Below are 13,566 nucleotides of genomic sequence, written 5' to 3' on the forward strand. Positions count from 1 at the left end.
TAGCCCTCACTAACATATAGTTTTAAAGTTATCTAAAAACGTTTCAGGATCCAAATTAATTGATGTCTCAGTCCATTCGTCTTCAGGTAAAATGCTGACTGGATCGTCACCTATCTCAGTGTTTAAATTAACGGGTTCTTCTTTACTCTTTCGTTTTTGATAACGACGTTGAGTTGCAAGTTCATTCCTGTATTTCTTTTGTTTTTCTGCTTTTTCTTCAAGATATTTACCGAAAGCTTCGATCGGATCCACATCATCATCAAATCTCAATTGATTTCCCCTAACTAAACGATTAACAACTTTTCGGGTTTTAAGTGAATGCGGCTTTTTTCCCCATGGGCCTTTAACTTTAAGGAAGTCAAGTTCCTGACCGTCTTGTAAAAAAGCTTTTACGACACATATATCATCGATATTGACTTCAAGAATTAGTTTTTCACCAATTAAGCTGTAGTTCTTCGCTAATAAGGAACTTGTATATCTCTCTCCTTCAAAATTAATATAGGGTCGTGTTCCTCTTGTTCGAGAACCTTTTACAGTTCGATGCACTTGATAGGTGAAGAAATTCACATCAGATCTTTCGTGTTCATTCAGTTGACGAGGAACCATACCTCGATACACGATTCGTTGTTCCATTGCCATGAGTGGACTTATTCCAAACTTAGAGTGAGGGTCTGTATTATAACGAGCTACTGCTACTTCCATTAACTGCTCGATCTCCTCGACATTAACTTCGTATTTTTTAGCATGTTTCTCTCCTTCATGGTTTCGAATGTCTTTTGGATTACTACCTGTCGTCATACTTAGTCGATGTAGATAATTCTCTTCAAGGAGACCAAAAAATCTTTCAATTATCCCTCGTCCCTCCGGGTATTGTGCTTGCCCTGGATTTATGGAGCAATTCACTATTTTCGTGAGCCGATCCTCAACAATATTTGAAATGTTAGCGAGTGCATTATCACATTTTAATTCATTCCATAATGCCCACTGCGCCTCCTCAATGGCCATGGAAGGCATATAGGGTTTCTCTGGGTATACAAGCCCAGGAATCGTTAAAGTCAAAGGAATCCAAGGGTGGATAGCCTTTTTGAACAAATGCAACAAATCGACAGAAGAAAGCTCCGCACTTAAACATAGAATATAAGAAATAACATTTCGCGTACCTTCGTCTATTAGACATAGAAACCATATGCGTTTTAGAACTTCAACAATTTCATCACCATATGCATTAGTAAATTTAATTGTCAAATGAATATCCATTTTATGGCCGTCAACCTGGAGAGTTTCAAATGGAGCGATAATAAGGTCTTTATCTGATTCAATTCCATTTAGACGATTAACAATGCGTTGCACCTCCTGACCAAATCTGCCACTCGCCTGTTCCATGTTTTTGTTAATCAATTTATCTACATATCTGTACAATGAACGAAGACACATATCTTTAGTATTAAATGGATACTGATTAAGTTTAATATCTAAGGATTTGCATAAAATCAGAAACTTCTTCCTTAGATCCTTTATTCTTATGTAATTATCTGCTGCCCTTCTCTGTTTGCGACGGAGTATATAATCTTTTATCAATTCATCCAGTTGAGGATATTTCTCTAATAACTGCTCAAAAGCACCTGTTAGGGATGAATAGTTAAATCCATCTGTTGCGGCATAACGTTTAAATTTGTACCCGATCCTTTTGAATGGTATTAACGCTGGAAATCCAATTAGACGATTATTGTAATCTCTTTTCAAACACTTCTTTACAAATTCATTAAGTTCTTGCCGCTTGATTCCAGTTTGATCTTCTATCTCTTTGAGGGAATATTTTTGATCTATATACAGCTGCACGGCTTTTTTACGATTTTCAAAGATCTCATTCCGAGGATCAATGTGAACATCGGGCCACTTCGAATAATCCAGGTCTTCAGGATCTACATTTGAGTTTTCAATATAACGGTTACGGCTCATTCATCCAGACCTCCAAATTCTTACCGAATTCACACGTATCTGTATTAGCAATTACGATACCGTCGTAAATTAGATTACATACGCACTCTCTAACTTGATGTTTGCTTAGCTCATGTAGCCTAGCTTCGATCATTTCAACGGAGCACTTGTTTTGGTTGGTTATTACATTCAAAACCTTCCGAAGAGCAACTTCATTATTCGGCTTTCGCTTATCGATGTATGGGATTATCTTTCTTAAATTATTTACATAAAGACGATTTTTGTATATCCATTCATCCGTATGAACTTCGTGATCATATCCCATTTCCTGACACCATAATTTTTGAGACTGAACCTGACGAAATGATCGAGGAGAAAATTTTAAACTCTTGAGATCAAGCTCATTTGAATATTTGACTTCAATAAACATTTCTTTACGATCTACATCAATAGTCCACATATCGAATATTGTGTTTATGTATTCTCCATTCACATAATCATTAACATGAAGCGGTTGTTCACAAAATTCTTTTATACTTCGATCAAATTCAATAAGCAACCAATGATCAAATTCTAAGTCACTGTAAAAATAAACGTTACGATTAATTTTTGAGCTATATCTGAACCAGTTATTATTTCCGTATTTCGTATTTCTTTTTCTTTTAGTTACTGGTTTGTACACGTTTTTGCTCCTTTATTAGTATTACTAATATCTGAATTCACAATTATTTGATAAAATATACATATTTTTAAAAAGCTACTTCTAAGTCTATGAATCTATCTTTATGGGAATAGTAGTGATAGGTTTATATATTTAGAGGAGGTATTTGATATGCAGAACGATGTTTATGTAATTATTGGAACACGTATTCGTTACTTTCGTAATATTAATCAACTTACTCAGATTGAAATGGCTAACCTAATGGATGTATCCCAGTCAACAATTTGTAATATCGAAAATGGCATCTATCCAGTTCCGTTACATGTGCTTATACAAGTGTCTGCCCTGCTTCAAATCCCATTGAAAGATCTTCTTAGTGAGGTAATCTAATACTATTGAATTGATTCTTTAAGTTATTGAACACTAAATGATATGCTAAAACTAGCTCTTCATCTAATTCTTTCCTTGGATCAATTTGGAATGCATAATCAATTTGCGTAAAATCAAACAATATTAAGACAGATGGATCTTTAATATTAAAGAATACAGGAATCTTCCATTCACCGTATTTTTCTGATTCAGCAAACCATTGGGATTTGATCATTTTTTGACTACTGTAATAATGATTTGCAAAATATAGCCCTTTTGAAGTTACTGTTGCAATCCCAACTTCTAATAATGAGTTCTTTTTACTCATAGATTTCACCTCAATAGCAAGTATAACCCTATCTGTTATAATTGATACTTATAAGTATCAATTAATGATTTTGATACTTATATATGAATGTATTCGTATCCCTCCTTTGTATACACTTAATTTGAGGTGTGGGTATGAGTGAATATATATTGCGTATGATCGGACTACGAGTAAGGGATTTGCGAAAGAAAAAAGGACTTTCTCAAGAGGAACTGGGAGAACGCGCTGGTGTCCATTTTTCGTACATTGGTGGAGTCGAAAGAGCTGAGAAGAATATTAGCCTTTTGAGCTTACAGAAAATAGCGAGTGCGTTAGAAGCGGATATTGTGGAACTTTTCCAATATGAAAAGCTTATCGGCCAAGGATTGATGGAAAAAGATAAAAATCTTAACGATCTTGTCGAGTACCTTGTTACTTTGGATGGAAATGATATTAAAAAACTTCATATCCTTGCACTACAACTGTTTGAAGATAAATAAACCGCTACTCAATATCATTGAGTTAGCGGTTTATTTAAATAATCATAATTTTGAGAGGTGCAAATAGACGCATATAGTATGAAAGGGTGCTATTGGTTTCGGATTAGTTCATATACCGGTAAAACTCTATGCTGCTACAAAAGAAAAAGAACTGGCACTACACATGCTATATAGAGATTGCCCGAACTCAGAGAATATGTTCAAGCTGCAATTCAATCATTGATTCAGAAGATATAGTAAAAGGCTATTCCTTAGAAGCAAACAATACGTAACGTTTGAAAAAGATGAGCTCGACGACCTGAGATCTGATTCAACTATTTGTAAGTCCTAAACTTACAAATAAACTGATTAAAATACATATTTAGACCAATGATACACACTCGAGGGATTCTGCCTTCCAACGACTGTATTTCTCTCTCAGTTTAGCGAGCAGAAGCAGAATACTCTATATGGTTAAAACTTTTTGATACATTCCTATTTTGTGTCTAAATGAATCTGCTCCTCCTTCCAAGTAATTAATTATATGACGAGTTATAATATCATCATCTGGGTATCCTTTTTTTACAACCCATCCATTTTTGTTGTCCGACTCAAGAACGATTACTTGCTCAGCATCTGCATTGGTAACTATAGTGGAGCTATGAGTTACTATAATTATTTGTCTTGAATTTTTAATTTGCTTTAAACTGCTCACTAAGTTTTTGTAGATATATTGATTATCAAGATTATCTTCCGGTTGATCTATGATTAGAGGCGTATTATCATCAGAAAATTTTCCGTACTCAAAGATAAATGTTAATATACTAACTACTTTCTGGCCTAAGGATAATTCACTGATATCTTTCATAAAAGGGGCTATTGTTTTAACATTTTCTTTCGAATTTATATTAAATAGTAATGAAAAATCATCCACTGCTTCAAAATAATTTTCTAGACAATATATTATGCTTTTCTTATTTGCTAATATATTATCTCTGATTCCTCTATATACTTCTAACAAACTATCTTTATTTACATTTTTCCTTCCTCTGTTCACACTGGCAATACTCCCAATATCTTGGTTAACATATTTAATAATTGAATTATATGATTCTATGGTTGTGAATTTATTATTTACTAGGAGAATCAAAAAGTTCAAAAAGCCAATCTTTTCGCAGACATCAAGTATGAAACTCTCGATATTCTCCCAAGTAATATTATAGTCAAGCAAATAAATTTCCTTTCTTCTTAACGAAAAAAGTAAAATTTCAAGATAAAATTTATTAGATTTTGCCTTTGGTGAATAAACAACTTGAAATTGCTTATTATAACTATTATTAAATGCACTTAATTTGCTATCAATTTCCTTTTTTCTTTTTTCAAGTGCAACGTTTATTAGAGAGAGTTCTTTAGATAGAAAAGTTCTTGTTCTCGTTGAAGGTAAATTCCGCAAGTTCCGAAGAAATTGATCTTTTATTAAGAAAGGAAGTCCATTAAATACAACTTCTTTTATGAAATCACCTGTCATATGATTATTGATTTGATTTATAATGTTATTTATTGAATAACTTTTACGGTACACGTTTTCTAAAATTGAAGAAACTTCAGTCGGATTATCAATTATGAGAAATTTAAACCCAGCTCTAGTGTGTTCTACTTTATACAGCTCTACCCAATGATTTTGTAATACATAATTCCCTGATTTTTTACCGTCTTTTATAAATGCTTTTTCTTCAAAGATGTCTTCTGACGTATGGTATGTATCCTTTTTTATCTGAGGTATAAATCTGAGTATAAATTCCGAATTATTATAAACAAAATTCACTAAAATGTATTCGTTCTCACTAATAAACTTCAGAGTATCATATGAATTACATTCCAGAGTGAAAATAACTTCCAAGATATTTATAACTGTACTCTTCCCGGTTCCCCTTCCGCCTATTATACAGTTTAGATCATTAGAAAAATCGACGATAAATGAATTCTCACCATTCTTCCCTTTTAAATATCCTCTTTTTCCGGGTTCTACGAGCATCCCTTTTATATATTTATCAGTTATATTAGGTTTTTCAATAAACACACACAGTTTGTGATCATAAATTGCTTTTTTCAAAGAATTAAACCCAACTTGGCTCATCTTTATCCAAGTACTTTTTTTGCCGATTTCATCGATTTGATGAGAATCACCTTCATACAAAAAACAGAATTTTTCTTGAGGGTTAACAGCTCCATGAGATTTGAGGATTGCCAAATGCCGCTCCACTTCTAAAGAAGTTAAACCAATAACATTAAGATTTTTGTTGTTAAATAATGTTTGTTTATAGAGCCCAGTAGTATTTTTTAAATCAGTTGTATTTATATGAGCTATATATGCAATGCCTCCTAAATTACTAATCTTTTCAATCATTGATAGACTTGTTTCATATGTACCCATTTCCTGAGAAGGGATATGGTTTTTAATTAGATCATTTACAATGTCAAATAAATCATCATCAAATATACCTACCAAATGTATTTTTTCTGAACAAGTGATTTCAATTCCAAGCAACAGTTTAATCATGTCCTTTTTTTGTTCAGTACCTTTTAATCTTTCTAGATAATAGTCGTTTATAGCTCTCTCCAATTTCTTATAACCTGATATGGTATTGTGATCAGATATAACAGCAATTTCCACTTCATTTTCATACAATTTATGCGCAATTAATTGGTATGTCAAAAATTCTTTAAATGAATCGAAGCCCTTTTCCACAAAATAATGAAGTGAATCAATGTCACTTAATTCTCCATTCATGTGTTTTTGTAGAAAATAATCTTTTTGTTCTTCATTATAGTAATTTACTTCATAAGCTAGCTGGATTATTTCTTCAACATTCATGCTATGATAAATTCTTTTATTCATGACTCTATAGTCATGGGAGGCTGGAGTATGTATGTGGAATTCGAATTTCCTTAGTTCCCCGTATTTTCTTCGTACATTAATAAGGTTTTTGTAGTTTTGATTTAATGAAGTACCCATTTAAACACCTCTTTTAAATTGACTAAGAAAGATATGCTGAATTATTATATTGTATCATCATTAAGTAGGAATATTTGTGTCAATTCACCTTAATATAGCTAAATATTTGCATTAATTGTATGATAAAAAAAGCAAACAAAAATAAAAAGGCTTGTAAATGGTCATACCCTTGTCAGTAAACAGATGAAAAAAGCTAGGTAAACAACGCGTGCCGATACTCAATAGACGCATGTTGTTTAAGTTTCTTTTGAAATCGTTGGTAGTTATAAAAGTAGATATAATCCTCGAACTCTTGATGTATCTCACCTTCTGAATTACCCTTGTAAAGGTACAACTTCTCTGTCTTGAGATGCGAAAAGAAGGATTCGATGCATGCGTTATCGAGGCAGGCAGCTTTGCGTTTTGAGTGTCTACTTAAAGGGGATAATACCATTAAGAAAGTTTTTTAGCGTAAAGTTATGTTGGTACTTTTGTATCATTTAACAATTGTCGCGGATGACTAGAATATGTTCCGATAAATGACATAATCCATCAAAACTCCTCTTCTTTATCAGAGTACAATAAAGGCTAATCATCAGAGCCCAAAGTCAATTACTTTGGGCTCTTCTTATTTACTATGAATTAATTGTTTGTTTTACCAAATAATAAATCGAGAATCTTCTCATCTGCTTTTCGATTTATCCCTTTATAGGGATAACAATGAATATGGATTGCTGGATTAAAGTTGATTTCAATAATGCTGTAATTGTCATCCGTTGCATCTTCTCTTATATCATCAATCATCATATCAACACCACAAAAGGTTGCGCCCGCAGCCTTAGCAGATTGAATAGCAAGGTTTTTATAGCTATCTGGAATTTCATCCGTGAAATCAATACTGTCTCCACCTGTACTAATATTGGAGTTTTCTCGTAGATAGATGACTTTACCTAGCTGTGGTATATCGCTCCAGTTATAGGAATGGTTTTTCAAAAACATCTCTTCTGCTTCACCTAACTGAATCTTTTCAAGAGGAGTCTTATATCCACGACCTCTGAGAGGATCTTTATTTTTTTCATGAACTAGTTGCTCAATCGTGCGGACCCCATCTCCTACTACATTGGCGGGAACTCGATGCAGTATCCCAACGACCTCATCTCCCATGATCAGGAAACGATATTCTTTCCCAGTTATGAATTCCTCTAGAAGAACAGTCTGATCATGTACGAATGCCATTTCGAATGCTTTTTGATAATCCTCTTTTGAAAATTCACGATTAAAGATGGTGATACCCAAGCCGAAATTTGTTGATTTTGGCTTTATTACAATAGGTTTGTCATAATAAGTTTCATATTCTAACATCGCTTCTTCAAGACTTCGAAAGGCTTCACCGGTTGGAACTCGGATTCCTTGTTGTTTGAGGACTTCTTTAGTAACGATTTTGTTTTCCATAATTAACACGGTGCTGTAGGAATCCAATGAAGTTTTCGTGGCTTGCTTAACATATTCTTTGTGATCACCTAGAGAAAGTAATACGAAATTTTCATCTCGATCGATCAATTTGAATGTAATGCCTCGTTTCACCGCTGCCTTCAATAGCAACTGGGTTGATAATTCTAGATCTTCATATCCAACGAATCGGTAGCCATCTTGAAGACTTTCCTGGGCATATTGTTTTGCTTTATCCAAATGGTAAGTCAAATAGGATGATTTTTGTATGTCAGACTTTACTACAGAGGCAAAGCTCAAATCAGAATGAAGAATTTTTTGCTTTTCCCCGCCCAGAATGTGTAAGTACTTCTCATCATTAGGAAACAAGAACTGTACCATTTCTTGCATCTCATGGATAAAAGTTAGTGCCATCTCCTTCATCGTCATATTACCATCACCATGATCGTGTAAGCATCCGTTTATACCTTCCATGATCAGTTGATCATGATTCAAGTCTGCCATCTTTTGATCTTCTTCATCGAAGGCTTCATCCTTCTTCAGCAACATAAAGATGATAAACAAGTGAACGAATTGCATCGTTTCTTTGCTGATTCCAATTTTATATAGTGGATTCAAATCAATAAAACGCAGCTCTAAATAGGCTATACCATTCTGTATTAGTTCCTGTATTGGGTTATTACTTCTAACTGTTTTTACTCTAACAGGACTGTAAAACTCCTTTACACTTAGTAATTGCTCGGAGCGAATCAACTCATTCAAATCATGAACATAGTCATCCATCGAATTAAAGGATACATATAGAGGTTTTTCATTTCGATAACCGCATTCACTATTTCGAAGTGAATTCATGTTCGGGAAATAAATGCTTTTCTCATCATCTGAAATCCCACGAGCGACGCATCTTTCTATATATGTCTTATCAAAGACAGGACTTGCTCCTGTTAAATAGATGAGGAACCATCGATACTTCAATAGGTTGCGAGTTATTTTAAAATACGTAGCATTTTTGAATTCTTTATACTCTTCATGACGATCTTCACTTTCATAAAGCTTTCTCAGAAACCCTTCATCAAAAGAGAAATTGTAATGAATTCCACTTAGTAATTGTCTTTTGCGTCCATACTTTTCTGCTAATTGATTTCTATATTTGTCCTCTATGGGATCGTTCATTTTGGCAATCGGAATATCTTGGTCATCGGGCAACATTGGAGGATTGCTGCTCGGCCACAAATATTCCCCATTCAATTCAAGAGAAACAATATCTTGCAATGCTTCCATGAAACGATACGTCTCTTCTATAGAGTCAAAGGTTGGAGTTATCATTTCAATTTGGCTCTCAGAGAAGTCAGTTTGAATATACGGGTTATCCATTTTATTTCCAAAGGCTTTAGGATGCGGTGTCAACGCAAGTTTTCCATCTTGATCGACTCTAACATTTTCTTTTTCTAAACCAAATTGACCTCGCAAAACATCTTCATTTAACTTTTTATCTATCAGAAGCTGTATGAGTTTTCGATTCAACAATGTCATGTTTACTACCATCCTTCATTAATTTAAATGTTAACTTGTGGTTCATTCATTCTGCGCAAAGATCTTCTAAACCAGATGACCAGAATAACCCCTTTGAAAACACTAGTCAGTGCAATCGACATCCATACACCGTTTAAACCAAAAGGTTCAGATAATACCAATGCCAACGGTATCCTTAGCGCGGTAAAGATAATGCTGAATATCGGTGGGATATGTGTCTTACCAATTCCATTAAAAGCACCAACAGTCATCAGTTCCATACACATGAACAATTGTGAATATCCGATGATACGCATATAACTTGTACCTAGCTCTAAACTTTCCTTATCGGATAAGAACAGTGAAAAGAGTTGCTGTGGGAATATGATGAATACAATGGATATGATGATGCCAAAGATTGATGTTAATAACAGAGCATGATGATAGCCCTGTTTAATTCGATCTATCCGACGTGCTCCATAATTTTGACCAAAGAAAGCAGCAATGGCCCCTTGGAGTCCTCCGATTGTCATATAAGAAATGGATTCAATTTGTATCCCCACTTTTTGAACTGCAATTGCATCAGCTCCAAAGCGTACGATGATCTTGGCGATTATGATCGATATGATCGTAAATGTGACCCGTTGGATTGTAATCGGAATTCCCATTCGGATAACTTCTTTCATTTGAAGAGTGTTGCTTGAGGTAGATTTCGAAATCAATTCTGAATTTCTTGTTTTAATGATAAATAAACTTGTCACTAATATATTTGCAGCTAATGTAGCAATTGCTGCCCCTGCAACTCCCCAACCCTTAAAGTTACCTACACCAAAGATCAAGAATGGATCGAGGACGATATTAAAAATAAGTCCGATCGAGAATATGTGAAAAGGCAACTTACTATTTCCCATCGAGTTTATGATAGTGGCGAATAAGATATTAATGATTGAAAATATAATCCCGATAATCGAAATCAACAAGAATTGTTTTGCCATCAGCTCAACTTCATCATTTCCTAGATCAAAGAAACCAATGAGCTGATTCTTGGTCACAAAGATAAAAAGCATGTAGAGAATTCCCAATAGGATAGACATCGTAAATCCGTTCTTGATATACGATTGAGCCTTATCTTTCTGGCCGGCTCCCATACAATGTGAAACCTTGATCCCTGTACCGATCGTTATCATTGTTGATAAAGCAATAGCTAAATTGATGAAAAAACTTGCCGTGCCAATCGCTGCAACAGAACCACTTCCTAATCTTCCAACCCAAATCATATCGACAAGACCATATGTTGTTGATATAAAATTGGTTGCAATAATGGGAAGCGTTAATTTCATTAAGGTAGGCATAATAGGACCTTGGGTCAAATCATTTGTGCCTTTCATGTCTAGTAGCTCCTTTTTGACCTAATTAGAAAACCGACCACTAGGGTCGGTTCAAAATTCTTTTTATTTCCCTTCACTTAAAAATTCTTCAATTCTTGATTTAATGGCATCACGTACATTTCGGAATTGATCCATAATTTCTCCTTCTGTTCCCGTTGCTTTTGCTGGATCATCAAATCCCCAATGCCATTTGACTACATTCTTGTTCGATATAATCGGGCAATGTTCGTCCGCATGACCACAAAGTGTAATAACATAATCTGCTCTATTTAGGATCTCTGGATCAATAACATCGGATGTATGGTTGGTAATGTCTATACCTGCCTCTTGCATGACTTGAACGGCACGAGGGTTTAACCCATGAGCTTCTAGACCAGCACTCTTCACTTCATAGCTTTCTCCACCAAGTGTTCGCAGAAATCCATCGGCAATCTGACTTCGACAAGAGTTTCCTGTGCAAAGAAAATAAATTAATGGTTTGTTCATCTGATATCTCTCCCTATTATTTACTATTATTTACTTAATGATGGTTCAAAATACTTTCGTTTGATCCAAAGCGATACTTTAACAAGACCGATTAATACAGGTACTTCTACTAATGGCCCAATAACTGCTACAAATGCAACTCCTGAATCCAACCCAAAGACCCCAATGGCTACCGCAATGGCTAATTCAAAGTTGTTGCTGGCAGCTGTAAATGATAACGAGGCTGCTACAGGATAGGATGTTCCAGACTTCTTGGACATGAAAAAGGATACTAAGAACATCACTACAAAGTAGATCACCATCGGAATGGCAATTCGCACGACATCTAATGGCAGTTGAACGATCATTTCTGCTTTTAACGTAAACATCAACACAATCGTGAATAGTAAGGCTATTAAAGCAAGTGGGCTTATTTTGGGAATGAATACTTGTTGGTACCAAGCTTCCCCTTTAAGTTTGATCCCAATTACGCGTGTTAATAGGCCAGCAGCAAATGGTATTCCTAGATAAATGAGAACACTCTCCGCAATTTGACCCATGGAGATGTCCACTATTGCTCCGCTGACACCGAACCACCCAGGTAATACGGTTATGAACACATACGTAAATACAGAGTAGAACAAAATCTGAAATATGGAATTAAAGGCGACTAAACCTGCAGTGTATTCAGGATCTCCCTTAGCCAAATCACTCCAAACTAACACCATAGCAATACATCTAGCGAGTCCAATCATGATCAATCCGATCATATATTCTGGCATATCACTTAGAAAAAGTATGGCTAATAAGAACATAAGTATCGGACCGATAACCCAGTTCTGCACTAAGGATAACAATAAAACTTTCCAATCCTTAAATACCTGTCCAAGATTCTCATATTTCACTTTCGCAAGCGGTGGATACATCATGACAATTAGTCCTATGGCAATGGGTATCGAGGTTGTTCCGACTTGCATACTGGATAACACATCAGAGAAATTTGGAACTAAGTATCCTAAACCAATACCGATTGCCATTGCCCCAAAAATCCAAAACGTTAGATAACGGTCCAAAAAGGATAATTTCTTGGGTTTCCCTTGATTCATGATAGGTTCACACTCCTTATTCACACACCATTGTGTTTATCTTTTCTTGTACTTCTTCAGCGAGATGCGGTAAATATTGAAGCGCATCATTTAAGTGTGGTTTATCCTCAATATGGAGAGAATAATAAATCCATTGTCCTCTTCGTTCTTCTTGAACTAAACCTGCATCCTTCAATTTACGGAGATGTTGGCTAATATTTGGTTGCGTTGTTTCAAGTAACTCCACCAAGTGACATACACACATTTCTTTCTGATATAAAATGGAAACAATTTTTAAACGAGTTTTATCTCCCAACAACTTAAATTGTTCCGCCATTTCTTCGATTGTTATCCTCATGTGTCTTCACACTCCCCTCTATTTCAAAATTATTATATAAGCGAATGATTATATAAGCAAGTAATTATTTTTTATCATATAAGTTATTGATTATATAAGTGATTGATTATATAATTACACACGTATTAGAGAATATCACAAATAAGGAGATGTCTCAATTGAAAATTGAAATTTATGATCCTGCATTATGCTGTTCTACAGGTGTCTGTGGACCGAGTGTTGATCCTGAATTAATTCGGATCGCTGCTGATGTGGATGCATTACACAAACAAGGTGTTTCGATACAACGCTTCAATCTGTCTCAAGACGTACAAGCATTTACCATAAATAACGTTGTTCTTACTTATCTACAGCAAAACGGTCCTGATGCTTTCCCTATCGTCCTCATTGATGATGAACTCAAGGCGGAAAAACGCTATCCAACAAGGGAAGAATTGTCTGCCTGGACCGGTATTACACTTAGTCAACCTTCCGTCGGGATGAAAGCGGTAAAAATAATTAAGGTTAACTCTGTAGATCAAGATTGCTGCGAACCAGGAAGCGGCTGCTGTTAAAGCTAA

The 13,566-nt window shown here is 34.9% G+C and carries 13 protein-coding genes and 1 pseudogene; 4 read left to right on the forward strand and 10 right to left on the reverse strand.

Going from position 1 to position 13,566, the window contains the following annotated elements:
* Positions 1-9: 9 nt before the first annotated feature.
* Positions 10-1,959, reverse strand: coding sequence for a hypothetical protein (locus NST85_RS14465; RefSeq protein ID WP_127191256.1), 1,950 nt, complete (start codon positions 1,957-1,959; stop codon positions 10-12).
* Complete coding sequence (locus tag NST85_RS14470) at positions 1,949-2,620, reverse strand: hypothetical protein (protein ID WP_127191255.1); 672 nt, start codon at positions 2,618-2,620, stop codon at positions 1,949-1,951. Before NST85_RS14470 ends, NST85_RS14465 begins: the two co-directional genes overlap by 11 nt.
* Before the next feature lie 150 nt (positions 2,621-2,770).
* Here NST85_RS14470 and NST85_RS14475 point away from each other — a divergent pair, with 150 nt between their 5' ends.
* The gene (locus tag NST85_RS14475) at positions 2,771-2,989 is read left to right on the forward strand and encodes a helix-turn-helix domain-containing protein (RefSeq protein ID WP_127191254.1); all 219 of its coding nucleotides are present in this window, start codon (positions 2,771-2,773) and stop codon (positions 2,987-2,989) included.
* Here the strand turns inward: NST85_RS14475 and NST85_RS14480 are convergent.
* Complete coding sequence (locus NST85_RS14480) at positions 2,973-3,296, reverse strand: hypothetical protein (RefSeq protein WP_127191253.1); 324 nt, start codon at positions 3,294-3,296, stop codon at positions 2,973-2,975. The genes NST85_RS14475 and NST85_RS14480 overlap by 17 nt on opposite strands.
* A gap of 134 nt (positions 3,297-3,430) precedes the next feature.
* On the opposite strand from NST85_RS14480, the gene NST85_RS14485 reads away from it, so the two are divergent.
* Both NST85_RS14485 and NST85_RS29325 read left to right on the forward strand, forming a co-directional pair.
* Positions 3,431-3,775, forward strand: coding sequence for a helix-turn-helix domain-containing protein (locus NST85_RS14485; RefSeq protein WP_127191252.1), 345 nt, complete (start codon positions 3,431-3,433; stop codon positions 3,773-3,775).
* Between the two features lie 91 nt (positions 3,776-3,866).
* A complete protein-coding gene (locus NST85_RS29325) occupies positions 3,867-3,998 on the forward strand; it encodes a Ku protein (protein WP_425464328.1) in 132 nt (43 codons plus the stop codon).
* A 222-nt stretch (positions 3,999-4,220) separates the two neighbouring features.
* Here NST85_RS29325 and NST85_RS14490 read toward each other — a convergent pair whose 3' ends face one another.
* The 7 genes and pseudogenes from NST85_RS14490 to NST85_RS14515 form a co-directional block, all read right to left on the reverse strand.
* The gene (locus NST85_RS14490) at positions 4,221-6,770 is read right to left on the reverse strand and encodes a Spaf_1101 family AAA-like ATPase (RefSeq protein WP_341189637.1); all 2,550 of its coding nucleotides are present in this window, start codon (positions 6,768-6,770) and stop codon (positions 4,221-4,223) included.
* 193 nt (positions 6,771-6,963) lie between these two features.
* A pseudogene (locus NST85_RS29330) lies at positions 6,964-7,170 on the reverse strand (IS3 family transposase); the annotation flags it as partial.
* 221 nt (positions 7,171-7,391) lie between these two features.
* A complete protein-coding gene (gshAB, locus tag NST85_RS14495; RefSeq protein ID WP_127191249.1) occupies positions 7,392-9,731 on the reverse strand; it encodes a bifunctional glutamate--cysteine ligase GshA/glutathione synthetase GshB in 2,340 nt (779 codons plus the stop codon).
* 23 nt (positions 9,732-9,754) lie between these two features.
* Positions 9,755-11,098 carry an MATE family efflux transporter gene (locus NST85_RS14500; protein WP_341189638.1) on the reverse strand — a complete coding sequence of 448 codons (1,344 nt, stop codon included), beginning with the start codon at positions 11,096-11,098 and terminating at the stop codon, positions 9,755-9,757.
* Positions 11,099-11,161: 63 nt separating this feature from the next.
* Positions 11,162-11,584 carry an arsenate reductase (thioredoxin) gene (arsC, locus tag NST85_RS14505; RefSeq protein WP_127191247.1) on the reverse strand — a complete coding sequence of 141 codons (423 nt, stop codon included), beginning with the start codon at positions 11,582-11,584 and terminating at the stop codon, positions 11,162-11,164.
* A 26-nt stretch (positions 11,585-11,610) separates the two neighbouring features.
* Positions 11,611-12,669 carry an ACR3 family arsenite efflux transporter gene (gene arsB / locus NST85_RS14510; RefSeq protein ID WP_127191246.1) on the reverse strand — a complete coding sequence of 353 codons (1,059 nt, stop codon included), beginning with the start codon at positions 12,667-12,669 and terminating at the stop codon, positions 11,611-11,613.
* Positions 12,670-12,685: 16 nt separating this feature from the next.
* A complete protein-coding gene (locus tag NST85_RS14515) occupies positions 12,686-13,006 on the reverse strand; it encodes an ArsR/SmtB family transcription factor (protein ID WP_341189639.1) in 321 nt (106 codons plus the stop codon).
* Positions 13,007-13,155: 149 nt separating this feature from the next.
* Here NST85_RS14515 and arsD point away from each other — a divergent pair, with 149 nt between their 5' ends.
* Positions 13,156-13,560 (forward strand): arsenite efflux transporter metallochaperone ArsD, encoded by a 405-nt coding sequence (arsD, locus tag NST85_RS14520; RefSeq protein WP_341189640.1) that lies wholly within the window; start codon positions 13,156-13,158, stop codon positions 13,558-13,560.
* Positions 13,561-13,566: the final 6 nt, after the last annotated feature.

It is taken from the genome of Paenibacillus sp. FSL K6-2524 (assembly GCF_038005525.1).
In the GTDB taxonomy this organism is placed as follows: Bacteria; Bacillota; Bacilli; order Paenibacillales; family Paenibacillaceae; genus Fontibacillus; species Fontibacillus anaericanus.